Source organism: Streptomyces sp. NBC_00442 (assembly GCF_036014195.1).
Taxonomy (GTDB): Bacteria; Actinomycetota; Actinomycetes; order Streptomycetales; family Streptomycetaceae; genus Streptomyces.
Genome location: NZ_CP107918.1, coordinates 4,094,563 through 4,121,560 on the forward strand (window position 1 = coordinate 4,094,563; position 26,998 = coordinate 4,121,560).

Sequence of the window (26,998 nt, forward strand, 5' to 3'; positions counted from 1 at the left end):
GACCATCGCGCGAAACGAGTTGAGAGCGAGCCCGTCTTGGCCTGTGACCTGTGGCTGGTCCCCCTCGTCGACGTGCTGTGCCACAGCCCCGACAATCCCTTCGCGGAGGAGATCGCGTCGTACGACAAGGCGCTCGGCGAGGCCGGGCTCCCCGCCGTACCGGTCTTCGCCTACATGCCGGGGCTTTCCGGGGACGTGGCTCCGGTGGCCGGGTTCGACTACGACGCGCTGCACTTCCTGCGCCGCGCCTATCTGCTCCAGCTGTGCGGGCTCGCGGTGACGCCGGTCGACGAGCTCGGCGGCGACTACGAGCAGCTCCTGGAGATGTTCGAGGCGACCGCCCAGCAGTCGCACCTGGTGTGGCACTACGACCACGCGGGGGCGTACGTGCCGGTCGACTTCGCGGTGCCGCTGTCCAACGAGGAGCTGCTTTCGGGGGGCGGTCCGCTCGGCTCCGCGCAGGGGTTGCTGCGGGAGCTCCAGTTCGTGGGGCCCGCCATCGGGATAGATCCGGCCAATCCGCCGTCGCCGCCCGCGCCGCCGGCGGGGCCCACGTCGTTGGAGGAGCCGGCGGGGCCCATTCCGTACGACGAGAGTCCGTTCGCGCGGGAGCGGCATGTCTGGCTCGGGCTCCATGCGGCAGCCACGCGCAGCCTGGCCCAAGGCTCCATGATCATCTTCAGCTGACCCCTGGGGCTCCGCCCCGGACCCCGACGCGTTTTCCCACCTCCCGCCCGTGCGGCTACGTGAGGGCCTCGGCTCCCTGGGGGCTCCGCCCCCAGACCCCCGTATCGCGCCTGAAGGGCGCTCGTCCTCAATCTCCCCCAAGGCCTTAAGGGCCAGGGGGGACCCCCATGACGGGCTGAGGTTGCCTCGACTGAGCCCCGTTAGGGGCGCGGGGAACTGCGCGAGAAGCGGGCACGGTCCGCAGACGTAAGCGGGTTAGGGGCGCGGGGAATTGCGCGGGCAAGCCAGCACGGTCCGCAGGCGTAAGCGGGGTTTTGGGGGCGCGGGGAACTGCGCGGGCAGGCCAGCACGGTCCGCAGGCGTAAGCGGGGTTTTGGGGGCGCGGGGAACTGCGCGGGCAGGCCAGCACGGTCCGCAGGCGTAAGCGGGGTTTTGGGGGCGCGGGGAACTGCGCGAGCAAGCCAGCACGGTCCGCAGGTGTAAGCGGGTTAGGGGCGCGGGGAACTGCGCGAGACGTGGGGACGGCCCGCACCCTGAAGACGACCCATCGAGGCTCGCGGGGTCAGCGGGGGCTTTCCGGGGGGCGTTGGCGGGGCATGTTGGGGCGGGTCACCGGGGGGTGGGGGAAGCGGCCGGGCCCCGGCGCGGCATCGGCGCGCGGCGCCGACGCACTCAGGGTCTGCATGACCAGCGGCGCCGGCCCCGAGCGGAACTCCACCATCCAGTCCGCCGTCTCCGAGCGGACCAGCTCGGTCACGTCCTCGGTGAACCGGCGCAGCACGGACAGACAGCGCTCGGCCGCCTCGCCCGCCGTGCCGTCGGTGGGCCCGAGGACCTCGCGCACGCTCTCCGACGCCCAGTCGAACTGGAGGGTCTGGAGCCTGCGCTGCACCGCCTGCGCCGTCGCCACGTCCCGCATCCAGCCCGACGTCAGGCCGAAGAACCGGTCACAGGCCAGGCACGCCGCGCCGAGCAGCAGACACAGGTAGCCCCAGCCCGCCGCGCCCGCGAGGGCCCGCGTCAGGTCGAGCAGCGGGAGCACGGCCCCCGCGATCGCGCCCGCCGCCGTGCCGCAGCGCAGGACGCGCGCGCCGCGGCGCTTGCGGAGCCGGTCGGCGAGGTACCAGTCCGCGGTGCGCAGGGCGCCCGCCTCGACCCATTGGTACAGCTCGTAGAGGCGTTCCGCGGGCTCGCCCCAGTCGCCGAGCGGGAAGGGCCGCCCGGTCAGATCGCCCGTCGTCGCGCCCTCGTCCCGCCGGGCCCGGCCCGGTGGCCCCTCGGGCTGCATGTCAGGCTGGCTCACCCGGCCGCTCCCTCCGCACTGCTTGCTGTGACCCGCCGCGACCCGCTGTGGCATCGCATGACGTACGGGCACCTGGACCACTTGGACGTACTACAGGACGTACTACAGGGCCTAGTACAGGACGTAGTCAAAGGCGTGCCGCCCGGTGGCACGCGCGGTGCGTGTGCGCCGCTTGACGCACAGTGATGCGCCCGACCGCCATTCCTACCGCCGAATGGAGGGCCCGGGGGGCGATATCCAGGTATTTCCGCCCGGAAGTGGTCCTTGATCAGGTATAGGAACACGCACCACATCACTCGAAAGAGTTGCGGAGCAGGGCGCCTGTCGACCACGTAGGCTCGGAGTGCCCGTCGAACCGTCCTAGCGAAATCCGGAGTGAACCGTGATCCCTGGTGGTGGCCAGCCCAACATGCAGCAGCTTCTTCAGCAGGCCCAGAAGATGCAGCAGGACCTCGCCGTGGCCCAGGAGGAGCTCGCGGCGACCGAGGTCGACGGCCAGGCCGGCGGCGGCCTGGTCAAGGCGACCGTGACCGGGTCGGGCGAGCTGCGTTCCCTCGCCATCGACCCGAAGGCGATCGACCCGGAGGACACCGAGACCCTCGCGGACCTCATCGTGGCGGCCGTGCAGGCCGCCAACGAGAACGCGCAGGCCCTCCAGCAGCAGAAGCTGGGCCCGCTGACCCAGGGCCTCGGCGGCATGCCCGGCCTGCCGTTCTAGACCCCGGTTCCGGGACCGGGCACCCCGCGCGCGCCCGGTCGCGCGCAGCCGACCGTGCGCCTGCCCTACTGGGGCGGACGCAGAGCAACTACCGTAGGCATCAGAGCAACCCACGAGAGGCGTTCCGTTGTACGAAGGCGTGGTTCAGGACCTCATCGACGAGCTGGGCAGGCTGCCCGGCGTCGGTCCCAAGAGCGCGCAGCGGATCGCCTTCCACATCCTCCAGGCGGAGCCGACCGACGTGCGCCGCCTCGCGCACGCCCTGCTCGAAGTCAAGGACAAGGTCCGCTTCTGCGCGGTGTGCGGCAACGTGGCGCAGGAGGAGCGGTGCAACATCTGCCGCGACCAGCGCCGCGACCTGACCGTCATCTGCGTCGTGGAGGAGCCCAAGGACGTGGTGGCGATCGAGCGGACCCGTGAGTTCCGCGGCCGCTATCACGTGCTCGGCGGTGCCATCAGCCCGATCGAGGGCGTCGGCCCGGACGACCTGCGCATCCGCGAGCTGCTCGCCCGCCTCGCGGACGGCACGGTCACCGAGCTGATCCTGGCCACCGACCCGAACCTGGAGGGCGAGGCGACGGCGACGTACCTCGCCCGCATGATCAAGCCCATGGGGCTCAAGGTCACCCGGCTCGCCAGCGGCCTGCCGGTGGGCGGCGACCTCGAATACGCCGATGAGGTCACCCTGGGCCGGGCCTTCGAAGGAAGGCGGCTGCTCGATGTATGACGCCCACGCGGGCCACGAGGAAGGTCAACTCGATGTCTGACGCAACGCTGCACGCGACCACGCAGGACCCGGACTCCTTCGCGGTCCAGATCGCCGACCAGGTCGAGTCCTTCATCGTCGCGGTCACCGAGGTGGCCAAGGGCGACGAACCCGACAGCGCGGTGCCGTTCCTGCTCCTGGAGGTCTCCCAGCTCCTGCTGGCCGGCGGCCGGCTCGGGGCGCACGAGGACATCGTCCCCGACGAGCGCTACGAGCCCGACCTCGGCCCGGAGGCCGACCTCGACGAGCTGCGCGAGCGCTTCGCCCGTCTCCTTGAACCCATCGACGTGTACTCCGAGGTCTTCGACCCCTACGAGCCGCGCAAGGCCCCGGTGCCGTGCCGGATCTCCGACGACCTCGCCGACGTCGTCACGGACCTGCGCCACGGCCTGGCCCACTACCGCGCGGGCCGCACCTCCGAGGCATTGTGGTGGTGGCAGTTCTCGTACTTCTCCAACTGGGGTTCGACGGCCTCCGCCGCCCTGCGCGCCCTCCAGTCGCTCGTCGCCCACGTCCGCCTCAACCAGCCGCTCGCGGAGCTGGACGGTCTGGACACCGACGAGGAGCTGACGGAGGACGCCCTGGAGGAAGCGGCGGGCCGTGTCATGGCCCAGGAGCTGGCCGGCCCCCTTGGCCTCGGTGACGTCAAGTAGCTCCGCCCGTAGGGGAGTTGGGACCGGGGGCGGCGGGCCGCGTCCGGAGCCGTCGCCCCGCGGAGGTCTCGTACGCCCTTGTGAGCCCGGACACATGCCGCGTATCCGGCGGGTGCTCGGGCAGGCAGATCTTGCGAGCGGTGCCGGAGAGCGCCCGGTGTCATGGAGTGAGCGGGACATCTCACGAACTGATACGGGACGGGCGATTCCGGCCCGCTCGTTAAACTGAGCCGACCGCACCAATGGAATGAGCGAGGAGCGCACGTGGGCCTTGTCGTGCAGAAGTACGGAGGCTCCTCCGTTGCCGATGCCGAGGGCATCAAGCGCGTCGCCAAGCGGATCGTGGAAGCCAAGAAGAACGGCCACCAGGTGGTCGTCGTGGTTTCCGCGATGGGCGACACGACGGATGAGTTGATCGAGCTCGCGGAGCAGGTGTCACCCATGCCTGCCGGGCGGGAATTCGACATGCTGCTGACCGCCGGAGAGCGGATCTCCATGGCCCTGCTTGCCATGGCGATCAAAAGCATGGGCCACAAGGCCCAGTCCTTCACGGGCAGCCAGGCCGGTGTCATCACCGACTCGGTCCACAACAAGGCGCGGATCATCGACGTCACCCCGGGCCGCATCAGGACCTCGATCGACGAGGGCAACATCGCCATCGTCGCCGGGTTCCAGGGTGTCAGCCAGGAGGGCAAGAACATCACCACGCTCGGCCGTGGTGGTTCGGACACGACGGCCGTCGCGCTGGCCGCCGCCCTCGACGCCGAGGTCTGTGAGATCTACACGGATGTCGACGGCGTCTTCACCGCGGACCCCCGCGTCGTGAAGAAGGCGAAGAAGATCGACTGGATCTCCTTCGAGGACATGCTGGAGCTGGCCGCGTCCGGTTCCAAGGTGCTCCTGCACCGGTGCGTCGAGTACGCCCGCCGGTACAACATCCCGATCCACGTGCGGTCGTCCTTCAGCGGACTTCAGGGCACGTGGGTCAGCAATGAACCACGTTCCAAGTCGGAGGGTCAGCAGGTGGAGCACGCCATCATCTCCGGAGTCGCCCACGACGTCTCCGAGGCGAAGGTCACGGTCGTCGGAGTGCCCGACAAGCCGGGCGAGGCCGCGGCGATCTTCCGCACCATCGCCAACGCGGAGATCAACATCGACATGGTGGTGCAGAACGTCTCCGCCGCGTCGACGGGGCTCACCGACATCTCGTTCACGCTGCCCAAGGCAGAGGGCCGCAAGGCCATCGACGCCCTGGAGCGGTCCAAGCCGGCCATCGGTTTCGAGTCGCTGCGCTACGACGACCAGATCGCCAAGATCTCCCTCGTGGGCGCCGGCATGAAGACCAACCCGGGCGTCACGGCGGGCTTCTTCGAGGCGCTCTCCGACGCGGGCGTCAACATCGAGCTCATCTCGACCTCCGAGATCCGCATCTCGGTCGTCACCCGCGCCGACGACGTCAACAACGCCGTGCGCGCCGTGCACTCCGCCTTCGGTCTGGACTCCGACAGCGACGAGGCCGTCGTCTACGGGGGCACCGGGCGATGACCCACAGGCCGGCGCTCACGGTCGTCGGAGCGACCGGGGGCGCCGGTGCGGTGATGCTCCAGATCCTGTCCCAGCATGCCGATGTCTGGGGCGAGATCCGGCTCGTCGCGTCCGCGCGCTCGGCCGGACGCACCCTGCTCGTACGGGGCAGGGAGTGCGAGGTCCTCGCGCTGAGCGAGGAGGCCCTCGACGGGTCCGACATCGTGCTGTTCCTCGTGCCGGCCGCCGTCGCCGCCCAGTGGGCGCCGGTCGCGGCCGCCAAGGGCGCGGTGGTGGTGGACAGTTCGGCCGCCTTCCGGATGGACGCGGACGTGCCGCTGGTGGTGCCGGAGCTCAACCCGCACGCCGTACGGATGCGTCCGCGCGGCATCGTGGCGAGCCCGCACGCCACCACCCTCGCCATGAGCGTGGCCGTCGGCGCGCTGCACGCCGAGTTCTGCCTGAGCGAGCTGGTCGTCTCCACGTACCAGGCCGTCAGCGGGGAGGGGAAGGCGGGCGTCGAGGCGCTGCGCCGGCAGATCTCCCTGGTGGCCGGGACCGGGCTGGGCACGAACCCCGGCGACGTGCGCCGGGCCGTCGGCGACGACCTCGGCCCCTTCCCCGGGCCCCTCGCCCTCAACGTGGTGCCCTGGACCGGCGAACTCGCCGACGACGGCTGGTCGTCGCAGGAGCTGGGGATCCGCGACGAACTGCGCAAACTGCTCGACCTGCCGCGCCTTCCGGTCGCCGCCACCTGTGTGCGGGTCCCCGTGGTGACCACGCACTCCGCGTCCGTGCACGCCCGCTTCGAGAACGAGGTGGACGTGGCGCGCGCCCACGAGATCCTGGCGACCGCGCCCGGTGTGGTGCTGTTCGACAACCCCGCCGTCGGCGACTTCCCGACGCCCGCCGACGTGGTGGGCACCGACCCCACCTGGGTCGGCCGGGTCCGCAGTTCGCCGGACGATCCGCACGTACTGGAGCTTTTCGTCTGCGGCGACAACCTCCGCAAGGGCACGTCCCTGAACGTGGCCCACATCGCCGAGCTGGCGGCCCGCGAATTCACCGGGCGTTGAGCCCCGCACGTTTGTAGGATCTGTGAACGCTCTGTGAGCAAGTCGCTGGTCTGTACCACTTGAAGTGCGCGGATGCCTTGTTACACGATTCATTTCCGTGTCCCTGCAACCGGCAGTCCGGCATGGAGCGTCTATGCGGTCGCCCCTCAAGGTGCCGTATAAATCGGGGCATTGGGGAAGAGCGGGTACGGATGAGGGCATGTGTCGCACCGCCAAAAACAGTGTCGTACGCGTACAACCCTGACGGGGAGGAACGTGTCCAACAGGCGTGGCAGAGGTACTCGACTTCAGGGCGGTACCGGCGCGCGGCGGGATGGTCGTCCGCCCGCGTCGGCGTTCCGGCGTGCCCGGCGGCATGCCGGTGATCGCGCCCATGCCGGCCACCCGCCCCGCCGCCCTCGTACCGTCCCAGGCACCCTCCCGCGAGGGCGCTGACGAGATCATGGCGGCCGGCACCACCGTCGATCACCTCACCGAGACCTACCGGGCGCACTACCGCTCCCTGCTCGGCCTCGCCGCGCTGCTCCTGGACGACACCGCGTCCTGCGAGGACGTCGTGCAGGAGGCGTTCATCCGCGTCCACTCGGCGCGCAGCCGGGTGCGCGAGCCGGAGAAGACGCTCGCCTACCTGCGCCAGACGGTCGTGAACCTGTCGCGATCCGCGCTGCGCCGGCGCATCCTCGGGCTCAAGCTGCTCTCCAAGCCGATGCCCGACATGGCGAGCGCCGAAGAGGGCGCGTACGACCAACTGGAGCGCGACGCCCTGATCAAGGCGATGCGCGGCCTCCAGCGCCGCCAGCGCGAGGTGCTCGTGCTGCGGTACTTCGCCGACATGACGGAGGCACAGGTCGCCGAGACGCTCGGCATATCCCTGGGCTCGGTGAAGGCGTACGGATCACGAGGCATAGCCGCCCTGCGCGTCGCCATGGAGGCGACGGCGTGAAAGGGCCCGACGGAAACGGCGCCAACCGGCCGGGGGAGCACGGACAGCACGGACAGCACGACGAGCACAAGAAGAAGCACCAGAAGCACCAGAAGCACGGGGAACACGGGACGTACGGGCCGGACCAGCGGCCCGACGTTGACCTGAACGACCTGACTGGATACGGATTCGTGGACACATCGCCGGAGAAGAACGGCACCGGCACCCCCCACCTCGGTCTCCCGCCCGCCCCGGGCGCCACCGACGCGGCCGGGGAACAAGCGCTGCGCAGACTGCTGCACGGCGCGGTCGACGAGCTGACACCCTCCGAGGGGGCGCTCGAACACCTGCGGGCCGCGGTGCCGGTGCGGCGCGCCCGCAAACGGCAGGCCGTCGTGGGCTCGGTCGCGGCCGCCCTCCTGGTGGCCACCGCGGTGCCGGCCTTCCTCCATGTCGCCGACACCGCGAGCAGCACCGACGAGCAGCCCGCCGTCGCCGGGCACGGCCAGCAGACGTACGGCACGTCGAGCGGCATCTCCGGGACGCCCGACGGGGTGCCGCGCGGCGGGCCGTCCACCGGCGCGAGCACCCCGGCCGGCGGGACACCCGACGCCAAGGGCGCGACGAAGCCGCCCAGTACGGGCGCGACCGGTGACACCGGGGGTGCCGTCGACGGGCCGCGCAGCGGCACCGCGCAGGCGAACTCGCCGGTGTGCGAGGCGGCGGAGCTGAAGGTGAAGTCGGCGAGGGTCGGCAGGCCCGACTCGACGGGCAAGGTGTACGGCGCGTTCCGCGTCGTCAACGCCTCGGACAAGCAGTGTGCGATCGGCGGGGTCGGCACGTTCGACGTCCACGCCCAGGGCGCGGCCGACCCCGCGAAGATCACCGTGGTCGAGCACGCGGCGGGCGACCCGGCACCGGGCCTCCCCGACCCCTCCCAGGACGCGGACCACCTGGTGCTCAAGCCGGCCGCGGCCTACGAGGTGCGGTTCGCGTGGGTGCCGTCCGACACCTGTCCCAAGGCGACCCCGACGCCCGACCCCAGCCCGTCCGGCAACCCGGCGAGCACCAGCGGGATCACCTCGCCGACGACGACCGGGGGTGGCGGCCAGAGCCCGCAGCTCGCCGCGGACGGCGGGCCCCCGGCCTCGACGGAGGACGGCACGGTGGCGGTTACGCACGTGGCCGAGCCGGGCGCGCCGACCGCGGAGGCGAAGATCCCGAACGCGTGCGCGGGCACGATCTACAAGACGGGCGTACTGGACGCCGGGTCGGCCACGCCGACGGCGCACTAGCGCGACCGGGGACCGCGCGAGGACCGGTTCGCGGGCTTCGCGCTGGGACCGTGGTGTCCCGTCACCCGGTGAGGGAAGCGGGGGAGGGCTTGTCGGAGGGCACCTCGTCCGGCTCGGACCCCTCCGGGGCGAGGCCCAGTTCGGCGTCCTCCAGGGCCTCGGCCTCGCGCCGCACCAGGCGGAACCACATGAAGACCACGAAGCCCGCGAAGACGAACCACTCGCCGGTGTAGCCGAGGTTCTGGAACGCCTTGAGGTCGAGCCCGCTGTTCTGCGGCGCGCTCGCCGGCACCGGGGTCAGGCCGGCGTCGGCGCCGGGCAGCGTCACCCACGCGTCGTACACCGGGTAGGGCACCAGGTTGACGAGGGCCGCCGCGCTGATCATGCCGACCTGGCCCTGCGGCAGCCCGCCCTGCGCGTGCACGCCGTCCGACCCGGCGTTCTCCGACGCCTGCAGTACGCCGGTGACGGCCACGTCGCCCGCCGGTGCGGCCGGGGCCTCGGCGCCCCGCGGGATCCAGCCGCGCACGACGGGCAGCGCCTTCCCGCCGTCGGTGCGCAGCAGGGTCAGCACATAGCTACCCGACTTGCCGTCGACCTCGCGGTCGGGCACCAGGAACTGCTGGGCGTAGTGGCCGCGGGCCTGCGCCGGGCGGCCGGAGGTGCGCTGGTCCACGGGGAGCAGCGAGGCGAGCGGCTCGGCCTTGAGGGTGGCGGGGTCGGGGGCCTTCTCGGCGGCGTCGTGGGACTGCACGCGGTCCTCGAAGCGGCCCAGCTGCCAGGAGCCCATGAAGACGCAGACGGGGATGGCGAGCAGGACGAAGACGTGGATTCCCCACCAGCGGGGTGTGAGCAGGAACCGGTACACACCCCCACGGTACGGAATCCTGCCGGGGGGCTGGGTCGCGGGGTGCCCGCAACCACCCCGGGCGCGCGCCCCCCGGACCCCGGCGGGGGCTTCGCCCCCGGACCCCGGTCCGTTTTCGTCCGCGGGCCGTGCGTGGCTGGTCGCGCAGTTCCCCGCGCCCCTAACCCCGCTGCCATCCGTGGGCCGTGCGTGGCTGGTCGCGCAGTTCCCCGCGCCCCTAACCCCACTGTCATCCGCGGGCCGTGCGTGGCTGGTCGCGCAGTTCCCCGCGCCCCTAACCCCGCTGCCATCCGCGGGCCGTGCGTGGCTGGTCGCGCAGTTCCCCGCGCCCCTTACGGGGCTTGGCAGAGGCATCCTCAGCCTGGCATGGGGGTCCCCCCTGGCCCTTGAGGCCTTGGGGGAGATTGAGGACGAGCGCCCTTGAGGCGCGAACGGGGTCTGGGGCGGAGCCCCGGGTCAGTCGGCCAAGTGGCGTGTGGCGAAGTCGAGTTCGAGGCGGACCTGCTTGATGCGTTCCTCCACCACCAGCGACCCGTGCCCCGCGTCATACCGGTACACCTCGTGCGCCGCCCCCCGCGCGGCCAGCCGGTCCACATAGTTCTCCACCTGCCGGATCGGGCAGCGCGGATCGTTGACCCCGGCCGAGATGTAGACGGGCGCGCGGACCGCGTCGACGTACGTCAGCGGCGACGACGCGCGGAACCGCTCCGGAACCTCCTCCGGGGTGCCGCCCAGCAACGTGCGGTCCATCGCCTTCAGCGCCTCCATCTCGTCGTGGTACGCCGTGACGTAGTCCGCGACCGGCACCGCCGCGAGCCCGAGCACCCACGCGTCGGGCTGGGTGCCGAGGCCGAGCAGGGTGAGGTAGCCGCCCCAGGAGCCGCCCGCGAGGACGAGCCGCGCGGGGTCGGCGAGCCCCGAGGAGAGGGCCCATTCGCGGACCGCCGCGATGTCTTCGAGCTCGATGAGCCCGACCCGGTGCTTGAGCGCGTCGGTCCACTCCCGCCCGTACCCCGTGGAGCCGCGGTAGTTGACCCGGACCACCGCGAACCCGTGGTCGACCCAGGCCGCCGGGCCCGAGGCGAACGCGTCGCTGTCGTGCCACGTGGGGCCGCCGTGGATCTCGAAGAGGGTGGGGAAGGGGCCGTCCCCGGCGGGGCGCTGGACGAGGGCGTGGACGCGGCCGCCGGGGCCCTCCACCCAGACGTCCTCGACCGGGACCGAGCCGGGCGCCTTGAAGCCGGGCGGGTCGAGCACGACCTCGCCCGTCGTGGAGCGCACCTCGGACGGGGCGGCCGCCGACGACCACAGGTACTCCACCGTGCCGTCGGGCCGTGCCGTCGCCGACGACACCGAACCCGCCGGGGTGTCGATCTCGATCAGCGAGCGGGTGGCGAGGTCGAAGCGGAACAGGCCGCTGCGCGCCTCGAAGCTGTGCACGACCAGCAGGCCCGAGCCGTCCGGGTACCACTCGGCCGACACGTCACCGGGCAGGTCGAGCGCGAGGTCGCTCTCCTCGCCGGAGGCCACGTCCCAGATCATCGGCTCCCAGCGGCCGCGCCGCTGGTGCGAGACGAGCAGCCGGCTGTCGCCCGCCAGCGGCGCGAACCCGAGCACTTCGAGCCCGAGCTCTCGCGTGCCGCCCTTGGTGTCGTCGAGCTCGGCGACCGCCGAGCCGTCCGGGCGCAGCACGCGCAGCGCCGAGTGCATCGCGTCGCCGTGCTCGGTGTGCTCGATCGCGATCAGCGTGCCGTCGTGCGACAGGTCGCCCACGCCGGCCGATTCGCGGTGCCGGTAGATCTCGACGGGGGCGGACCCGGGGCGTGCGACGTGGATCGTTGAGCCGTCGTCGTCGGTGGAGCGGCCGACCACCGCCGTGCCGTCACGGCCGAGGGCCAGGCCCGCCGGGTAGGAAGGGGCGAGACCGGGCACGGCCGGCTCGTCGGCGCCGCCGCCGAACGGCTGGCGCTGCCACACCCCGAACTCGTCGCCGTCGGTGTCGCAGAACCACCAGATCCACTCGCCGTCCGGCGTCAGCACCCCCTCCGTGGTGCCGTTGGGCCGGTCGGTGGCCCGGCGCTGCGCCCCGCTGGCGCGGTCCCATGCGTACAGCTCGTACGTCCCCGTCGCGTTCGACACGAACAGCGAGCGGTCCGGGGCGTCCTCCGCCCAGTCGGGGAGCCCCACCCTGGGCGCCCTGAACCGCTTCTCCCACTCCGGCATCTCGTTCATGCCCCCATCATGCGCCGAACCGCCGACAAACCGTGGGCGTCCTTCGCGGCCTGTGGACAACTCGCCGTCGCGAGACGCCCGGTCTCAGCCGGCCAGCAGCTCGGCGTAGCGGGCCAGGTCCACGTTGCCGCCGCTGATGACGACACCGACCCGCTTGCCGCGGTAGCGCTCGGCCAGGGTGCGGGCGCCGGCGAGGCCCAGGCATCCCGTGGGTTCGACGACGCTCTTCATGCGGGAAGCGAACAGCCGCATGCAGTCGACGAGTTGGGCGTCGGTGGCGGTGACGATGTCGGTCACGCGGTCGCGGATCAGAGGGAAGGTGTGGCTGCCCAGGTGCTGGGTCTGGGCGCCGTCCGCCAGGGTGTCGGGGGTGTCGATGTGCACGATCTCGCCGGCGCGCAGCGACCGGCGGCCGTCGTCGCCCGCCTCCGGCTCGACTCCGTACACCTCGCAGTCCGGTGCGAGGGCGCCCGCGGAGAGCAGGCTGCCCGACAGGAGTCCGCCGCCGCCGAGCGGCACGAACAGGGCGTCCAGGGGGCCGGTCTCCTCGAAGAGTTCCTTCGCGGCGGTGCCCTGGCCTGCCATGACGTGGGGGTGGTCGTACGGCGGGATCAGCGTGAGGCCGCGCTCCTTGGCGAGCGCCCGGCCGATCGCCTCGCGGTCCTCGCTCCACCGGTCGTAGGTGACGACGTCGGCCCCGTACCCCTTGGTCGCGGCGAGCTTGGCGGCGGGTGCGTCGTGCGGCATGACGATGGTCGCCGGGATCCCCAGCAGCGCGGCGGAGAGCGCGACGGCCTGCGCGTGATTGCCGGACGAGTAGGCGACCACACCCGCGCGCCGCTGCCCGGCGTCGAACTGCGACAGCGCGTTGAACGCGCCGCGGAACTTGAAGGCCCCCATCCGCTGGAGGTTCTCGCACTTGAAGTACAGGCTCAGACCGAGTTCGGCGTCGGTGAGCCGCGAGGTCATGACCGGGGTGCGGTGGGCGTGCGCGGCGATCCGCTCGTGCGCGCGGACCACGTCCTCGTACGTCGGCAGCTGTTCCATGGCTGCCGAGCGTACGGGGGCCCGGTCCGCGGAGCCACGGAGTTACGGGGCCGGGTGGACCGGAGCGTCGGCGGGGGCGGGAGAGGCGGGGGCCGGGGTGACGTGGGTGGCCGGGGTGGCGGAGGCCGGGGCCGAGCCGTCCTCACGCATCGCCTTGGTCTCGCTCTTGAGGATGCGCAGGGACTTGCCGAGCGCGCGTGCCGTGTCGGGCAGCTTCTTGGAGCCGAACAGCAGGATCAGTACTACGGCGACGATCAGCAGGTGCCAGGGTTCGAGTCCGTTGCGCAGGAACATCCCGCGGTCCTCCCTCGTTCGCGTCCTACAGCCGTTTCGTCCGGCCGCTGTCATCGCGCGGCCGGGGCTGATGGCTCTCAATGAGACTTGCTACATTGCGCAACTGTACAACCAGACCGTACGACTCACCGTCTCCTCTACAGAAGAGGCGCGAATGAGGGATGAGGGGTCCGATGGCGGGGAGCCACAAAGCGGGAGCGGCAAGCAGGCATGAGAGCGATGGCCCGGCCGCGCCGCGTCGCGGAAAGAAGCGCAGCCGCGCGCGTCTCATCGGGATCACGGGCCTCTCCGTCGTCGTGCTCGCCGTCGCGGGCGGCGGCTGGATCTACTTCCAGCTGAACGGCAACATCAAGACGTTCGACGACGGCGGCATCTCCGCGGACCGCCCCGCGGCCTCCACCAAGGGCTCGAACGTCCTGATCATCGGCTCCGACACGCGCTCGGGCGACAATGCCGAGTACGGCCACGGCAAGGGCGACATCGGCCGCTCGGACACCGCGCTCCTGCTGCACGTGTACTCCGACCAGAAGCACGCCGTCGCCGTCTCCATACCGCGCGACTCGCTGATCGACATACCGTCGTGCAAGCTCCCGAACGGCAAGTGGACCAAGGAGCAGCACCATGTGATGTTCAACTCGGCGTTCGAGGTCGGCGAGACGGTCGAGGGCAACCCGGCGTGCACCCAGAACACCGTCGAGAAGCTCACCGGGCTGCGCGTGGACCACACGATGGTGATGGACTTCGCGGGCTTCGCGAAGATGACCGACGCCGTCGGCGGCGTCCAGGTCTGCGTCCCCAGCAACGTCTACCAGGGCGACCTCAACCCGAAGCTCGGCCACAAGGGCAGCCTGGTCTTCGCCAAGGGGCCGCAGAAGGTCTCCGGCCAGAAGGCGCTGGACTACGTCCGCATACGGCACGGCCTGGGCGACGGATCCGACATCGGCCGCATCCAGCGCCAGCAGGCGTTCATCGGCAGCCTGATCAAGCAGGTGAAGGGCAACGGGCTGGACCCGACCACCCTGCTTCCGCTCGCCAACGCGGCCACCAAGTCGATGACCGTCGACCCGGGTCTCGGCTCCGCGGACAAGCTGATCTCGTTCGCGATGTCGATGAAGAACATCGACCTGCACAACACCAAGTTCGTCACCCTGCCCTGGCGCTACGACGGTGCACGCGTCGACGTCGTGAAGCCCGAGGCCGACGCCCTGTTCGCGGCGCTGCGCGCGGACCGCACCGTGGACGGCCAGGACGCCGGCGGCAAGGACGCGAGCGCTGCGCCGTCGGCCTCCGCGTCAGCCTCCGCGCCGGCGCCCGCCTCCGGCAAGGGGATCAGCGTCGCCGTGTACAACGGCACCGTCACCAAGGGGCTCGCGAGCAGCGCCGCCGAGTCCCTCAAGAGCGCCGGCTTCACGGTGACCGGCGCCACGACCGCCGCCACCCAGGACTACACGCACACCGTGGTCCAGTACGGCCCGAACGACGAGGCCAAGGCCAAGACGCTCGCCACGCACTTCCCCGGCGCGCTGATGCGTCAGTCCAAGCAGCCGGGGCTGAGCGTCATCCTCGGCACGCAGTACAAGCAGAGCGGGGCGGACGCCACGCCGAGCGCCCCCGCCGAGGTCCCCGCGTCCGTCGCGGACAAGGCCCGCTCCGCCGACGACAACATCTGCTCCAACCTCTCCTACGGCTGACCGGCCCCGAACGGCGCCAGCACGCCGGCCGACGCCCCGTCCAGGGCGCCGGCCGGCGTGCTGCCGCCGTTCACCGCGCTCGCCGACGGGCGGGCGGGCAAGGGGAGTTCAGAGCTTCGCGGCCATCGCGCTGAGCTCCTCGTCCAACTGCGGGCCCGCGTTCCAGCTCCCCACGCCGATCTCCGCGGTGATGCCGGGCCCGAACCCGGCGATCAGACCGCGGGCGCCGTCCTCCATGCCGCCCTCGTCGAAGAGCCGGGCCAACGCGTCGAAGACCACCGAACTCGCGATGTTGCCGCGCTCGGTGAGGGTGCTGCGGCTGAAGCGGAACATCTCCGGCCCGAGTTCGAGGAAGTGGCACAGGTCGTCCAGGATGCGCGGGCCGCCCGCGTGCACGATGTAGAAGTCGAGCGCGCCGACGTCCCAACTGTGCTGCGCCACGAGGGTCTTGAGCGCGGGCGCCAGCATTTCCATCGTGCCGGGCACCCGCTTGTCGAGCTGGAAGTGGAAGCCCGTCTCGCGCACCGCGTACGAGATCCAGTTCTCGGTGTCCGGCACCAGGTGCGAGCCGTTGCGCTCGATCCGCATGCCGGTACCGCCCTCGCCGCGCACCACCGCGGCCGAAAGGGCGTCCCCGAACAGGCCGTTGGAGAGCAGCGAGCCCACACCGATGTCGGTGGGCTGGTAGAGCAGCGAGCAGAACTCGCAACTCACGATCAGCACGTTGGAGCCCGGGTAGGCCGTGATGAAGTCGTGGGCGCGGTTGATCGCCGCGCCGCCCGCCGCGCAGCCGAGCTGGGCGATGGGCAGCTGACGGGTGTCGGAGCGGAAGCCCATCGAGTTGATCAGCCAGGCGGTCAGCGAGGGCATCATGAAGCCCGTGCACGACACGTAGACGATCAGATCGATGTCGGCGGCCTCGACCTCGGCGTGGGCGAGCGCCTCGCGCACCACGGCGGGCACCCGCCGCTTCGCCTCGGCCTCGTACACCCGGTTGCGGAGCTCGAAGCCGGGGTGGGCCAGCGTCTCTTCGAGGGGCTGCACGAGGTGGCGGGTCAGCACGCCGGTGTTCTCGATGAGCCGCAGGACCAGACCGAGCTGCGGGTGCTCGGCGTGGGTCTCGCGGGCGATCGCCAGGGTCTGCTCCTGGGTGATGACGTGGTCGGGAACGGCGACCGCCGGTCTGCACAGGGTGGCCATCTAACTGCCTTTCGTCGATGGGGGGTTGGTCACCAGGCGACCGGAAGGCTGAGCGGATAGCGCCAGATGGAGTGGGTGTTCCACGGCACGTCGCCGGGGGCGCCCGCGTGGCGGATGCCGGGGAAGCGGGTGAGCAGGGAGGTGAACGCCACCTCCAGTTCCATCTGGGCGAGCGGGGCGCCGAGGCAGTGGTGCGCGCCCCAGCCGAACGTCATGTGCGCCACCGCGCCCCGGTCCGGGTCGAGCTCGTGGGCCCGGTCGAACTTGGCGTTGTCCCGGTTGGCGGTGAGGTAGGAGACGTGGACGACGTCCCCGGCCCGGATGAGCACCCCGCTCAGCTCGACGTCCTCGGTGGCGACGCGGGGGATGCCGACGCCCTTGCGGAACGGGATGAAGCGGAGCAGCTCGTCGAGGACCGAAGGGAAGCGGTCCGGGCGCGCACGCAGGGCATCGAGGATGTCCGGCCTGGTCAGAAGCGTGTACGCGATGTTCCCGAGCTGGTAGGTGGTGGTGTCCTGGCCGGTGATGAGCAGGACCATCGCCATCACGGCGAGCTCCTGGTCGTCGAGGAGCTCGTCCCCGTCGCGTGCGGTGGCCAGGGTGGAGATCAGATCGTCGCCGGGGGTGCGGCGGCGGGCGGCGGTGAGGTCGGTGAAGTAGGCGCGCAGTTCGGCCTTGGCGGCGACGGCCGCCTCCCGGCCCGCGGCGCCGATGTTCATCATCGTCAGCGCGTGGCCACGCAGCCAGTCCCGTTCGCCCTCGGGGATCGCGAGGACCTCGCAGATCGTGACGAGGGGGAGCGGCGCGGCCACGTGCTCGACGAAGTCGGCGGGCGAGCCGTGCGCGGCCATCGTGTCGAGCAGCCCGTCGACCACGCGCTGGGTGCGCTCGCGCATCCGCGCCACGTGCTTGGGGGCGAAGCTCTTCGCGACGAGGCTGCGCAGCCGGCTGCTGGCCGGCGGGTCCATCAGGTTGATCGACTCGTCCTGCACGATGGGCTCCGGTGTCATCCGCGGGAAGTCGCGGCCGATGACGGCGCTGCGGCTGAAGCGGCGGTCGGTGGTCACCGTGCGCACGTCGTCATAGCGGGTGACCAGCCAGGCTTCGCCCTCCCCGTACGCCATGCGGATGCGCGCGACCGGTTCCTCGGTCAGCATCCGCTGGAGCTGCGGGTCGAATTCGAGTGCGTCGGCGTAGTCGAAAGGGCAGCTCCACACGGTGTCTGTGGTCTCCACGAGGCGTACTCCGGTGTGTCAGGGACGGGCGGGGGCAGGGGATGAGCCCTGTATCCCCTGCCCCCGTCACCGACATGTCCGCGAACGTCCCAATTAACCGATTAGAGGGAGATCTCGCGGAGCCCGGTCCTTGCCGGCCCCACGCGGCCGGGGCCGGACGGCACCGGCCCGCCCCGTGCCGGGCGCGCCTCGAAGGCCGTCGCCGCGGTGCGCCCCTGCGGCCGCATCTGCTCCGGGCGCCGCGGGCCGGTGCGCCGGCGGTCGCACGCCCACGTCCACCGCCGCGTCACCGCCCGGCCCCGCGGCCTCCGGGAGCGCCGCGGGTACGGCCGGTGAGGTGATCGTGTGCGGTGTGGGCGCCGGCAGCTCCGTACGGCCGAGCCCACCGCGACGACGACGCAACCGGCCGAGCACGGGCCGGGCACCGGCCGAGCGTCGGTTCGGGAACTACGCGGGCCTGCCGATCGCCCCGCCCGCGACTTGACCGTCGATGACCTGACCGCCCGCGACCCGACCGCCCGCGACCCGACCGTCCATGGCCCGACCGTCCATGCCCCGATCGCTCGTGGCCCGGACGCCCACGGCCCGACCGCCCTGCGCGCTCTCCGGCGGTTCGGCGCACGCGCGCAGTCTGACCTGGGTGATGCCGCTGACGTAGCGCGCCCCGCACCGGTCGGTGGGGATCACGAGCTGCGCGCCGAGGCCGTCGAGCGGGGCCCCGTCGAGCGCGGTGGCGAGCAGCACGGGCGAGTCGCCGAAGTCCTCGTCGATCTCGGCCCAGGACAGCACCGTGGCGTGCCCGTCCTCGCCGGTGACCTCCAGGAGGAAGCGGGAGCGGTCCTTGCGGCGGGCGGCGTCGAATCCGGGACCCGCCGCGGTGATCACCTCGCGCAGCAGTGGACCCGTGAACGTGTGGGCCCGCGGGCCGCTGGTCGCGCAGTCGAAGGTGACGGCCGCCGTCCGCTGCGGCCACCGCTCGCGCAGCTCGGCCACACTCAGCAGGACCGGCCGCTCCACCGCACCCACCACCGCCATGTGCCGCTCAGCCGCGCGTTTATGAGTCATGTACGAGAGTATGGCTCGCATTTGCAGTTTTGATCCATGGTGTGCAAGGGGCGATCCGGGGCGCGGACGCCGGCACGGGTACGGGCATGGGCGGGGCCGCGGGCCGGGCTCAGTCGCGTCCCACCAGCTCGCGCGCGCGGAGCCCGGCCTGGAACCGGGAGGTGGCCCCGAGCGCCCGCATCAGGTCGGCGACCCGCCGCCGGTAGGTGCGCAGCGACATGCCGAGCAGCCGCGCGGCCGACTCGTCGGTGTGCCCCGCCTCCAGCATCCGCAGGACCCGCCGCGCCTCGGCGTCCAGCGCCGCGGGGCGCCGCCGCAGATGGTCTTCGAGATCCGGGGACGTGTCCCACGCGGCCCGCATGAGCGACCCCAGACCCGCGACGACGTCCGGCGAACGGATCACCGTGTACGTGCGCGTGCCGCTGCCGGGAGGCCCCGCGAGGATCGCGACGCGCCGGTCGAGCACGATCGTCTCCTGGGCGAGCGGCGCCGCGCAGATGCGGATGTGGGCCCCGCCGGCGGCCATCCTGACCAGGCGCCGCTCCGCGAACGCGTCGGGAAGCGCCTGCGGGGTGTAGAGCTTGCGCAGGACGGGGCCGCCGGGCTCCCTGCCGGGGCGCAGCCCGGCCTTGAAGGCGGTGTTGACCCCGGCCGACCAGGTTCCCGGATCGGCGGCGGCGACCAGGAACTCCTGCCGCGCTCCGGCGAACAGATGCCCGGCGCGGTCGATGAGGGCGCGTTCGCCGTGGAGCGTCACGATCGGTTCGTCGTTCATGATCCGGTCAGTGTGCGACGCCCCGCGGCCCCGGTCAACGCGGGGTGACGGCCCCGGGCCACGCCCCTCGCGCGCGTCCCGTCCCGCTCCCGCCCCGCTCCCGCCTGTTCCGCGAACCGCCGTGACCTGCCACGCTATTGCGATGACAGAGGTGTTCTTGCGGCGGCTGTCCCGCTGGCAGGCCGAGCAGCAACGGGGATCCGTCGCGGACCTGTACGCGGCGGCGTACGGCGATGTGCCGGGCCCGGAGTCCCTGGGGCGGGACGGCTTTCTGCGCCGTTTCGAGGAGGACGTGCAGCGTCCCGGCTTCGACATGATCATCGCGGGGGACCCGTTCCTGATCGGCTGTGCCTACGGATACCCGCCGGGCCGCGAGGGCGAGTGGTGGCACGGCTTCCGCGGTGCCGCGACCGACGGCGACGAGGAACTGGCCGAGTCCGACCGGGTGTTCGCGCTCGCCGAACTCATGGTGCTGCCCGCACGCCGCCGCGCGGGCGTCGCCACCCGCCTCCAGGACAGACTCCTCGAACGGCAGGAGGCCGACCTGCTCACCGCCCTGATAACCCCGGCCAACACGGCGGCCGTTGCGGCGTACACGTCCTGGGGCTGGACCAGATCGCTCCGCGCCGCCCCGTCCGCGACGGCCCCGGCGGTGGACGCCTGGACCCGCCGCCCGACGGGCTGAGGCGCGGCCGGCGTCACCCGCGACCCGAAGCCCTCCGGTGTCCCGCAGCCGGTCAGACCCCTTCGTCGCGCCGGCGGATGCGGCGGGCGAGGACGACGGGGACGACGTAGACCATGGCGAGGGAGCCGAGGGCCAGGAACAGGGAAAGGAGGTTGGTCAGGGAGTCCACCATGTTCTGGTAGCCGGTCACCACGCCGTCGTGGGCGGCCGCGACGCCCATCGCGCTGTACGTGCTGATCCCCCACCAGCCCTGCACCTCGAAGAACGCGAGGGCGAGCCAGAACGTCTGGTTCAGGCCGAGCCACCGGCCGGCCGGCATCCGCCGTCGTGCCGTTGTGAGCCATCCGCACAAGGCGAGCAGTGCCGGCACGGCGATCACGCGGAGCCAGCCCATGAAGGTGGGCTCCGCGAACACCACCAGGTAGGAGCCGATGCCGAGCGGGACCAGCCAGAGCAGCCCGAACAACGGATGGCCGAGGAGCCCGCGGTACGCCCATGACGGGTCGCCCTGCGGGCGGCCGGTGGTGCCGGTGGTGCCCGCGCCGTACGGGGTCGAGGTGGGCCCGCCCGCCGGATAGCCGTAGCCGTGACTCGGGGGCGGCTGTGGTGGCGCGGAGGGCTGCCGCGGGTGGCCGTGGGCGGTGCTTCCGGGCCCGTGGCCGGCGCCGCCCCGGCCGGACGGGGGCGGTGGCGGCGCCGACGGCCGGGCCCCGCTCGGTGCGGGGCCCTGCGTCGTGGCGCCATGGAACCCGGCGCCCGAACCACCGCCCGCCCGGAACCCGTCGGCCTCCCCGCGCGCCGGGCCGCCGCGCTCGCGGTCGTCCGCCGCCTCCAGGTTGAGCAGCCGCTCGGAGGTACGGGCGATCGCGGACGCCACCGGCGCGGGCAGCCAGGTGTCCGTCGTGACGTCGAACGCGCGTGTCCGGGTGTGGAGTTGGGCCGCGGTGGGTCGCCGATCCGGTTCCTCGTCGAGACAGTGCGCGATCAGGAGTGCCAACTCGGCGTTCACTCCCGGAAGTTGGGAAGGCCGCGTACCGCGCCGCGGGGTGATGCCGGTCGCGGCGAAGGCCAGCGTCAGGCCGTAACTGTAGATGTCGCTCGCCGCGAGGACGCGCTCCCCGTACGCCTGCTCCGGCGACATGTACGCGGGCGTCCCGATGCGGGCACCCGACAGGGTGAGCCCGGTCTCCAGGGCGGCGTGCACGATGCCGAAGTCGATGAGCCGGGGGCCGGAGGCGGACAGGAGCACGTTGGACGGCTTGAGGTCGCGGTGGACCAGGCTCATGCCGTGGACGTGCTCCAGCGTGCGGGCCAGGTCGGCCGCGAACCGCCACAGCGCCTGCGCGGGCAGCGGGCCGAACGCGTCGACCGCCTCCTGCAGGGAAGGGCCGGGCAGGTAGTCCGACGCGTACCAGGGGTGCTGGTCGTCGACGCCGGCGTCCACCACCGGCACGGTGCCGACGCCGGAGACCCGCCGCACCACCTCCACTTCGCGCCGGAAGCGGTCGCGGAAGCCGGGCAGGGCCGCCATGTCGGAGTGGATCAGCTTCAGCGCCACCGACCGGCCGCCGCGGGTGCGGGCCAGGTAGACCCGGCCCATGCCGCCCTCGCCGAGCCGCCCCAGGACCCGGTAGCCACTCACCGTGCGCGGGTCCCGCTCGTCCAGCGCCTCCATCAACATCCCCCCGATGCAATGCCGTTGCCGAGATCGCATTCTGGCACGCGACGGCGCACGGGCCCGGGGGCGGGCGCCCGGCGGACCACCGAGAAGTGGACTCCTGGAATTGCCGGAAATTGGCCACAGCAGGGCCCCCGCCCGGTCCTTACCGTCATCAGCACCGTCACCGTCATCAGCACCGGCATCAGCGGACCCACTGGTTCCAGCCGCAGCACACCGACCCACTGGTTCCAGCCGCAGCACACCATCGAAGGAGCACCGGCCATGCAGAACCCGCCCGACGCCGCCGGCGGCGCCCGCCCCCTCACCGTCTCGATCGACGCGCGCCTGACGGAGCGCGTGCCCGGCTATGTGCTCGGTCTGATCGCGGTACCGGACATCGACGTCGTCCGGGAATCCGACGACATCGGCGCGTGGCTCACCGCGGCCGAGGACATCCTGCACGCGGCCGGTCTCGGCAAGGCGGACGTCTCCGCGCTGCCCGCGATCGCCGCCTGGCGGGAGGCCTACCGCGCGGTCGGCGTCAACCCGAACAAGTTCCCCTGCGCCGCCGAGTCGGTCGTCCGCAGGGTGGCCAAGGGCGACCGGCTGCCCCGGATCAACGCCCTCGTCGACCTCTGCAACGCGGCGTCCCTCGACACCCGGCTCCCGGTGGCGTCCTGCGATGTGGGCTCCCTCCAGGGCGAGTTGGAGGTGCGGCTCGCACACGGCGGCGAGGTCTTCGCGCCGCTGGGCGCGCCCGACGCCACCGAGCACCCCGAGCCGGGCGAGGTCGTCTACGCCGACCACCGCGGCCGCGCGCACTCGCGGCGCTGGAACTGGCGCCAGAGCGACGTGGTCAGGACCGATGTCGGGCGGCGCCGGCTGCTGCTCACCGTGGAGTCGGCGCACGAGGGCGGCCGCGCCGAGGTCGAGGAGGCGCTCGGCTGGCTCGTCGAGGCGCTCAGCGGACTCGACGGGCTCGGCGCGGTCACGGGCCGGCCCCTGGTGCTCGACCGGACCACACCGCAAGGAGACCCGTTCGCACCCCGGCACCCGTCCACGCCGTCCGGGGATCCGGGCGGCCACCACCAGCAGGCGTCCACGCCGTCCGGCGACCCGTCCGGCGACCCGTCCGGCGACCCGTCCGGCGACCCGTCCGGCGACCCGTCCGGCGACCCGTCCGGCCACCGCCGGCAGCCGTCCACGCCGTCCGGCCACCGGCGTCCGCTCGCGCCGGGAGGACCGTCGTTCGTCCCGCCCGCCGCCCTCGCGCGCTGATGTCCGCCGTTCCGCCGATACCGGCCCCGTACGAGGAGCACCGCATGAACCCCGCGATCCTGGTGATCCACCGGCCCGCCGCCGGGCGCTACACCACCCAGTTCCGCAGCGTCGTCGTGGCCGCGGCCGAGCTCGGTGTGGGCACGGTGGTGCTGCTGCCGGCCGGCGTCGAGGCCCCGGAGGCCGCCGGGCTGCCGCACTACCACTGCGACCTGGACGACCCGGCGGAGCTGCGCGCCGCGGTCGGCCGCATCGTGGCCGAGCACCGCATCGAGCGGATCTTCCCCCTGTTCGAAGGCGACGTCCTGCCCGCGAGCCGGGCCCGCAAGGACCACGGCATCCCCGGCCTCATGCCCTCCCAGGCCCTCAACTTCCGCGACAAGAACGTGATGCACCGCCGGGCCGAGGAGCTCGGCGTGACCGTGGCCCGCTCCTGCCGGCCCGACACCGTCTCGGCCGTCGCCGGCTTCGCCGAAGAGGTCGGCTACCCCGTCGTCGTCAAGCCGTACGCCGGCTGGGCCTGCGGCAACACCTACCGGGTGGACGACCGGGCCGAACTCGACCGGGTCTGGGCCGAGATGGGGGACGACCGGCACGAGTACCGGGTGGAGGAGTTCGTCCACGGTACCGAGTTCCACGTCGACTCCCTCGTCCAGCGCGGCGACGTCGTCTTCGAGCAGCTCTCCCAGTACACGTACTCCGTCCTCGACTACCGCGACGAGCCCGGCGGCACCATCTCCCGCAAGTACGGCCTGACGCCGGCGGAGCGGCGCATCCTGGAGCTGAACGGCGTGATCCTGCGGGGCTTCGGCCTGGGCACGGGGGTCGTGCACGCCGAGTTCTTCCTCCGGGACGACGGCGAGATCGTTTTCGGCGAGGCGGGCGCGCGGGCCGGCGGCGGCTCGATCGTGCCGGCCGTCCAGGCCGGGCGCGGCATCAACCTGGCCGGCGAGTGGTGCCGCCTCGAACTCGACCCCCACCACCGCCCCGCCGCCCGGCTCGGCCCGGAGATCGGCACCGAATACCTGTCGTCCGACGCGTACGGAACGATCACCGCCGTCACCTCGGCCGCCGAACTGACCTCGCTGGAGGGCGTGTTGGACGCCGACGTGTGGAAGGGCGTGGGCGACACGATCGCGCCGCCGACCGCCTCCAACGACGTGCTCGGCTGGTACGTGTGCGAGGGCCGCGACTTCGAGGAGGTGAAGGCCCGCTTCAAGACGGTGCGGGACACCTTCCGCGTGCGGACCGGCGGCCGTCCATGACCTGGGTGGCACGTCTGCGTCAACTCCCGCTCGCACTACGGGTGTTGTTCCTGGCCTCCTTCGTCAACCGGGCCGGCATGTTCGTCTTCCCGCTGCTCGCCGTCTACCTGGTGCGCGGCAAGGGGCTGAGCCCCGGCGAGGCCGGCCTGCTCATCTCCGTCGGCAGTACGGGCCTGCTGGCCGGCAGCCTCCTGAGCGGGCCGCTGTGCGACCGCGGCGGCAGACGGACGGCCCTGCTGAGCGCGCTGCTCCTCAACGCCGCCGGCTATCTCGGCCTCGCCCTGCTCGACGGCGCGCCCTGGACGTACGCGGCGCTGCTGTTCGTCGCCCTCGTCGGCATGGGCATGTTCAGCCCGGCCTCCAACACCCTGGTCGCCGACCTGACCACACCCGAGCAGCGCCCGTTCGCGTACACGATCAGCTACGTCGGCAACAACCTGGGCATGGGGGTGGGCCCCCTTCTGGGCGGGGTCGCGGCCGCGTACTCGTACCACGTCATGTTCGCCGGGAACATCGCGGCGGGTCTGCTGTGCGCGGCGATGATCCTGCTCCGGGTGCCGCACGACCGCAGGCGGCCGCCTCTCAACACCGGTCGTGACAAGAGCCGTTCGGGCCGTCGGCGCCTCGGCCACACCCACGTCCTGCTGCTCGTCCTCGTCTCCTTCTTCTACGTCGTCCCGCTCATCGGCCTCGAATACGCGCTGCCGCTCGCCGTCACCACGGTGCTGCACGACTCGGCGGGGCTCGTCGGCGCGGTCTACACGATCAACAGCGTCGTCGTGGTGAGCCTCGGGCTTGTCATGGAGAAGCACCTGCGCGGCCACGGCACCAAGGCGCTGCTCCTGGCCGCGGGGCTGCTGTGGACGCTCGGGCTCGCGGTGATCGTCCTCGGGTTCTCGCTGCCGGCGCTGCTGCTGTCCACGGTGGTGTGGACCCTCGGCGAGATCATCGTGTCCGTCGTGGTGCCCACGTACGTCGCCGACCACGTCGACGAGCACCGCGTCGGCACCTTCATGGCGCTCAACGGCTTCGTGCTCGGCCTCGCGCGGCTCGTGGTCCCGGTCGGCCTGGGCGTGCTGTGGACGGCCGACGGCCACCGGCCCGTCTTCGTGACCCTGCTGTGCGCCCCGCTCCTGGGCATGGCGGGCTTCGCGCTGCTGAGGATCAGACGGCCCGCCGCCACCGGCGCCGCGGCCGGCACCCCCGACGCGGAGCCGCTCGCGGTGAGCGGCTGATCACCCCTCCGTGGCCTCCCGCACCGCGGCGGCGAGCAGGGCGACGCCGCGGGTGATGCGGGGCGCCGGCAGGGCCGCGTACCCCATGAGGAACGTGGGCTCGGCCGGCGGGTCCTGTACGAAGTAGCCCGACGCGGGGTAGATCCGCACCCCGTGCGCGGCCGCCGCCTCGACGATCCGGCTCTCCGGCACGCCGCGCGCCCCGGCCAGCGTGACCAGCACGTGCAGCCCCGCCGCCTGCCCCGACACCCGCACACCGGCCCCGAAGTGCTCGTGCAGCGCTTCCAGGAGACGGCTCCGGCGCTGGCGGTAGAGCCGGGTCATGCGGCTGATGTGCCGGGCATACGCACCGGTGGCGATGAAGTCGGCGAGGGCGTCCTGGGCGATGGTGGGGGTGAGCCGGTCGGTGATCCACTTGATGCCGAGGAAGGGCTGCACCAGGTGCGGCGGCAGCAGGGCGTAGCCGATGCGCAGGGCGGGGAAGAGCGTCTTGCTGAAGCTGCCGACGTAGACCACGGTGTCGCGGTGCCGCTCGGCGGCGAGCGCCGGGAGCCGCTCTCCGGTGAACGTGAACTCGTGGTGGTAGTCGTCCTCCAGGACGGTCGCCCCGCGCTGGTACGCCCACTCGAGCAGCCCGCGCCGGCGCGGCTCGGACAGGATGAACCCGGTGGGGAACTGGTGCGACGGCGTCACATACACGAGCTTCACGCGCGCGGGGTCGTGGCCGTGGGCGCGTACGCGGGCGTCGATGTCGCCGACGCGCAGCCCCTGTTCGTCCACCGGCACGGGCACCACGTGCGCCTGCGAGCAGCCGAAGACCTGGCGCAGCACGGTGTGGCTCGGATCCTCGATCACCACGACGTCGCCCGGCCCGACCAGCATGCGGACCAGGATGTCCATGGCCTGGGTCGCGCCGCTGGTGACCATGAGGTGATCGGGCGAGGCGTCCAGGGCCCGGCTCTGGCGGACCAGCGTGGCGATCTCCGTCCGCAGCGCGGGCGAGCCCTCGGCCGGCCCGTAGCCGAGCGAGGCGGCGTCCGCGCGGCCGTACGCGTCGTGCATGGACTGCCGCCAGCGCGCCACGGGGAACTCGGCGAGCGCGGGCATCCCGTGCCGGAAGTCGAGGGCGCCGCTGGGGCGGCGCACGGGCGGCGGCTCCCAGGGCTGCCACAGGGCGCTGCCGCCGTCGGTGGCCCTGGGCGGCTGCGGCGCCAACGCGGCCGCGTCCGTGGGGCGTTGGGGCTCGGCGGGGACATCCGCGCCGGGGGCGATGCGGGTGCCGGAGCCGCGCTTGGCGGTGATGACGCCGTTGGCGCGCAGCAGCTCGTAGGCGCGGGTCACGACGGTCCGCGACACGTCGAGCTGCCGGGCGAGCTCACGCGAGGCCGGAAGCCCGTCCCCGGGGCGCAGCCGGCCGGCCCGGACCAGCGCGGTGATCCGCTCACCGAGCTGCTGCTGCAACGGCGTACGACCGTCCCGGTCGAGCACGATGAGCAACTCCGGCGACCCCACGGCGCTCCCCCT

General features: G+C 72.4%; 23 protein-coding genes and 1 pseudogene. 13 read left to right on the forward strand and 11 right to left on the reverse strand.

The window, feature by feature from the left end; genetic code table 11:
- Positions 1–36: 36 nt before the first annotated feature.
- Complete coding sequence (locus OG432_RS18465; protein WP_328312043.1) at positions 37–687, forward strand: hypothetical protein; 651 nt, start codon at positions 37–39, stop codon at positions 685–687.
- Between the two features lie 562 nt (positions 688–1,249).
- On the opposite strand, the gene OG432_RS18470 is transcribed toward OG432_RS18465, so the two are convergent.
- Entirely contained in the window at positions 1,250–1,990 is a 741-nt protein-coding gene (locus OG432_RS18470; RefSeq protein ID WP_328312044.1) for an SLATT domain-containing protein, read from the reverse strand.
- Positions 1,991–2,372: 382 nt separating this feature from the next.
- On the opposite strand from OG432_RS18470, the gene OG432_RS18475 reads away from it, so the two are divergent.
- From OG432_RS18475 to OG432_RS18505, 7 genes are all read left to right on the forward strand, one after another.
- The gene (locus OG432_RS18475) at positions 2,373–2,708 is read left to right on the forward strand and encodes a YbaB/EbfC family nucleoid-associated protein (RefSeq protein WP_328312045.1); all 336 of its coding nucleotides are present in this window, start codon (positions 2,373–2,375) and stop codon (positions 2,706–2,708) included.
- 127 nt (positions 2,709–2,835) lie between these two features.
- Positions 2,836–3,435 (forward strand): recombination mediator RecR, encoded by a 600-nt coding sequence (gene recR / locus OG432_RS18480; protein WP_328312046.1) that lies wholly within the window; start codon positions 2,836–2,838, stop codon positions 3,433–3,435.
- 32 nt (positions 3,436–3,467) lie between these two features.
- Complete coding sequence (locus OG432_RS18485; RefSeq protein WP_328312047.1) at positions 3,468–4,127, forward strand: DUF5063 domain-containing protein; 660 nt, start codon at positions 3,468–3,470, stop codon at positions 4,125–4,127.
- A gap of 264 nt (positions 4,128–4,391) precedes the next feature.
- Positions 4,392–5,672, forward strand: coding sequence for an aspartate kinase (locus tag OG432_RS18490; protein WP_267058803.1), 1,281 nt, complete (start codon positions 4,392–4,394; stop codon positions 5,670–5,672).
- Entirely contained in the window at positions 5,669–6,727 is a 1,059-nt protein-coding gene (locus tag OG432_RS18495) for an aspartate-semialdehyde dehydrogenase (protein WP_328312049.1), read from the forward strand. The genes OG432_RS18490 and OG432_RS18495 overlap by 4 nt, the downstream gene beginning before the upstream one ends.
- Positions 6,728–7,040: 313 nt before the next feature.
- Positions 7,041–7,670: a SigE family RNA polymerase sigma factor gene (locus tag OG432_RS18500; RefSeq protein ID WP_443058585.1), complete on the forward strand. Its 630-nt coding sequence runs from the start codon at positions 7,041–7,043 to the stop codon at positions 7,668–7,670.
- Entirely contained in the window at positions 7,667–8,944 is a 1,278-nt protein-coding gene (locus OG432_RS18505) for a hypothetical protein (protein WP_328312052.1), read from the forward strand. The genes OG432_RS18500 and OG432_RS18505 overlap by 4 nt, the downstream gene beginning before the upstream one ends.
- A 61-nt stretch (positions 8,945–9,005) precedes the next feature.
- Here OG432_RS18505 and OG432_RS18510 read toward each other — a convergent pair whose 3' ends face one another.
- From OG432_RS18510 to tatA, 4 genes are all read right to left on the reverse strand, one after another.
- On the reverse strand, positions 9,006–9,812 hold the full coding sequence (locus OG432_RS18510; protein WP_328312053.1) for an SURF1 family protein: 807 nt from the start codon (positions 9,810–9,812) through the stop codon (positions 9,006–9,008).
- Between the two features lie 456 nt (positions 9,813–10,268).
- Positions 10,269–12,044, reverse strand: coding sequence for a S9 family peptidase (locus OG432_RS18515; protein WP_328312054.1), 1,776 nt, complete (start codon positions 12,042–12,044; stop codon positions 10,269–10,271).
- An 84-nt stretch (positions 12,045–12,128) separates the two neighbouring features.
- Complete coding sequence (locus OG432_RS18520) at positions 12,129–13,091, reverse strand: threo-3-hydroxy-L-aspartate ammonia-lyase (RefSeq protein ID WP_328312055.1); 963 nt, start codon at positions 13,089–13,091, stop codon at positions 12,129–12,131.
- 42 nt (positions 13,092–13,133) lie between these two features.
- Positions 13,134–13,385, reverse strand: coding sequence for a Sec-independent protein translocase subunit TatA (gene tatA / locus OG432_RS18525; protein ID WP_328312056.1), 252 nt, complete (start codon positions 13,383–13,385; stop codon positions 13,134–13,136).
- Positions 13,386–13,558: 173 nt separating this feature from the next.
- Here tatA and OG432_RS18530 point away from each other — a divergent pair, with 173 nt between their 5' ends.
- The gene (locus tag OG432_RS18530) at positions 13,559–15,076 is read left to right on the forward strand and encodes an LCP family protein (protein WP_328312057.1); all 1,518 of its coding nucleotides are present in this window, start codon (positions 13,559–13,561) and stop codon (positions 15,074–15,076) included.
- A 108-nt stretch (positions 15,077–15,184) separates the two neighbouring features.
- On the opposite strand, the gene OG432_RS18535 is transcribed toward OG432_RS18530, so the two are convergent.
- From OG432_RS18535 to OG432_RS18550, 4 genes and pseudogenes are all read right to left on the reverse strand, one after another.
- Positions 15,185–16,276, reverse strand: a complete 1,092-nt coding sequence (locus OG432_RS18535; RefSeq protein ID WP_328312058.1) for a type III polyketide synthase — start codon at positions 16,274–16,276, stop codon at positions 15,185–15,187.
- 29 nt (positions 16,277–16,305) lie between these two features.
- The gene (locus OG432_RS18540; RefSeq protein WP_328312059.1) at positions 16,306–17,511 is read right to left on the reverse strand and encodes a cytochrome P450; all 1,206 of its coding nucleotides are present in this window, start codon (positions 17,509–17,511) and stop codon (positions 16,306–16,308) included.
- Positions 17,512–18,138: 627 nt separating this feature from the next.
- A pseudogene (locus OG432_RS18545) lies at positions 18,139–18,576 on the reverse strand (molybdopterin-dependent oxidoreductase); the annotation flags it as partial.
- Positions 18,577–18,685: 109 nt separating this feature from the next.
- Complete coding sequence (locus OG432_RS18550) at positions 18,686–19,351, reverse strand: DNA-binding response regulator (RefSeq protein ID WP_328312061.1); 666 nt, start codon at positions 19,349–19,351, stop codon at positions 18,686–18,688.
- 142 nt (positions 19,352–19,493) lie between these two features.
- Between OG432_RS18550 and OG432_RS18555 the strand changes: the two genes are divergently transcribed.
- Positions 19,494–20,036, forward strand: a complete 543-nt coding sequence (locus tag OG432_RS18555) for a GNAT family N-acetyltransferase (protein WP_328312062.1) — start codon at positions 19,494–19,496, stop codon at positions 20,034–20,036.
- A 52-nt stretch (positions 20,037–20,088) separates the two neighbouring features.
- Here OG432_RS18555 and OG432_RS18560 read toward each other — a convergent pair whose 3' ends face one another.
- Positions 20,089–21,717 carry a serine/threonine-protein kinase gene (locus OG432_RS18560; protein ID WP_328312063.1) on the reverse strand — a complete coding sequence of 543 codons (1,629 nt, stop codon included), beginning with the start codon at positions 21,715–21,717 and terminating at the stop codon, positions 20,089–20,091.
- Positions 21,718–21,978: 261 nt separating this feature from the next.
- Here OG432_RS18560 and OG432_RS18565 point away from each other — a divergent pair, with 261 nt between their 5' ends.
- Genes OG432_RS18565 through OG432_RS18575 form a run of 3 tightly spaced genes read left to right on the forward strand, consistent with a single transcriptional unit; the run spans position 21,979 to position 25,474 of the window.
- Positions 21,979–22,974 (forward strand): B3/B4 domain-containing protein, encoded by a 996-nt coding sequence (locus tag OG432_RS18565; RefSeq protein ID WP_328312064.1) that lies wholly within the window; start codon positions 21,979–21,981, stop codon positions 22,972–22,974.
- 44 nt (positions 22,975–23,018) lie between these two features.
- The gene (locus tag OG432_RS18570) at positions 23,019–24,239 is read left to right on the forward strand and encodes an ATP-grasp domain-containing protein (protein ID WP_328312065.1); all 1,221 of its coding nucleotides are present in this window, start codon (positions 23,019–23,021) and stop codon (positions 24,237–24,239) included.
- Positions 24,236–25,474: an MFS transporter gene (locus OG432_RS18575; RefSeq protein WP_328312066.1), complete on the forward strand. Its 1,239-nt coding sequence runs from the start codon at positions 24,236–24,238 to the stop codon at positions 25,472–25,474. Before OG432_RS18570 ends, OG432_RS18575 begins: the two co-directional genes overlap by 4 nt.
- Here OG432_RS18575 and pdxR read toward each other — a convergent pair whose 3' ends face one another.
- Complete coding sequence (pdxR, locus tag OG432_RS18580; protein ID WP_328312067.1) at positions 25,475–26,986, reverse strand: MocR-like pyridoxine biosynthesis transcription factor PdxR; 1,512 nt, start codon at positions 26,984–26,986, stop codon at positions 25,475–25,477.
- Positions 26,987–26,998 lie beyond the last annotated feature (12 nt).

Excerpts from the sequence above, each read along its gene's own strand:
- OG432_RS18485 (WP_328312047.1), top strand. The coding sequence starts at position 3,468 with ATGTCTGACGCAACGCTGCACGCGACCACGCAGGACCCGGACTCCTTC.
- OG432_RS18495 (WP_328312049.1), top strand. The coding sequence starts at position 5,669 with ATGACCCACAGGCCGGCGCTCACGGTCGTCGGAGCGACCGGGGGCGCC.
- OG432_RS18500 (WP_443058585.1), top strand. The coding sequence starts at position 7,041 with ATGGTCGTCCGCCCGCGTCGGCGTTCCGGCGTGCCCGGCGGCATGCCG.
- OG432_RS18515 (WP_328312054.1), bottom strand. The coding sequence starts at position 12,044 with ATGAACGAGATGCCGGAGTGGGAGAAGCGGTTCAGGGCGCCCAGGGTG.
- OG432_RS18520 (WP_328312055.1), bottom strand. The coding sequence starts at position 13,091 with ATGGAACAGCTGCCGACGTACGAGGACGTGGTCCGCGCGCACGAGCGG.
- tatA (WP_328312056.1), bottom strand. The coding sequence starts at position 13,385 with ATGTTCCTGCGCAACGGACTCGAACCCTGGCACCTGCTGATCGTCGCC.
- OG432_RS18530 (WP_328312057.1), top strand. The coding sequence starts at position 13,559 with ATGGCGGGGAGCCACAAAGCGGGAGCGGCAAGCAGGCATGAGAGCGAT.
- OG432_RS18535 (WP_328312058.1), bottom strand. The coding sequence starts at position 16,276 with ATGGCCACCCTGTGCAGACCGGCGGTCGCCGTTCCCGACCACGTCATC.
- OG432_RS18550 (WP_328312061.1), bottom strand. The coding sequence starts at position 19,351 with ATGAACGACGAACCGATCGTGACGCTCCACGGCGAACGCGCCCTCATC.
- OG432_RS18555 (WP_328312062.1), top strand. The coding sequence starts at position 19,494 with ATGACAGAGGTGTTCTTGCGGCGGCTGTCCCGCTGGCAGGCCGAGCAG.
- OG432_RS18560 (WP_328312063.1), bottom strand. The coding sequence starts at position 21,717 with ATGTTGATGGAGGCGCTGGACGAGCGGGACCCGCGCACGGTGAGTGGC.
- OG432_RS18565 (WP_328312064.1), top strand. The coding sequence starts at position 21,979 with ATGCAGAACCCGCCCGACGCCGCCGGCGGCGCCCGCCCCCTCACCGTC.
- OG432_RS18570 (WP_328312065.1), top strand. The coding sequence starts at position 23,019 with ATGAACCCCGCGATCCTGGTGATCCACCGGCCCGCCGCCGGGCGCTAC.
- OG432_RS18575 (WP_328312066.1), top strand. The coding sequence starts at position 24,236 with ATGACCTGGGTGGCACGTCTGCGTCAACTCCCGCTCGCACTACGGGTG.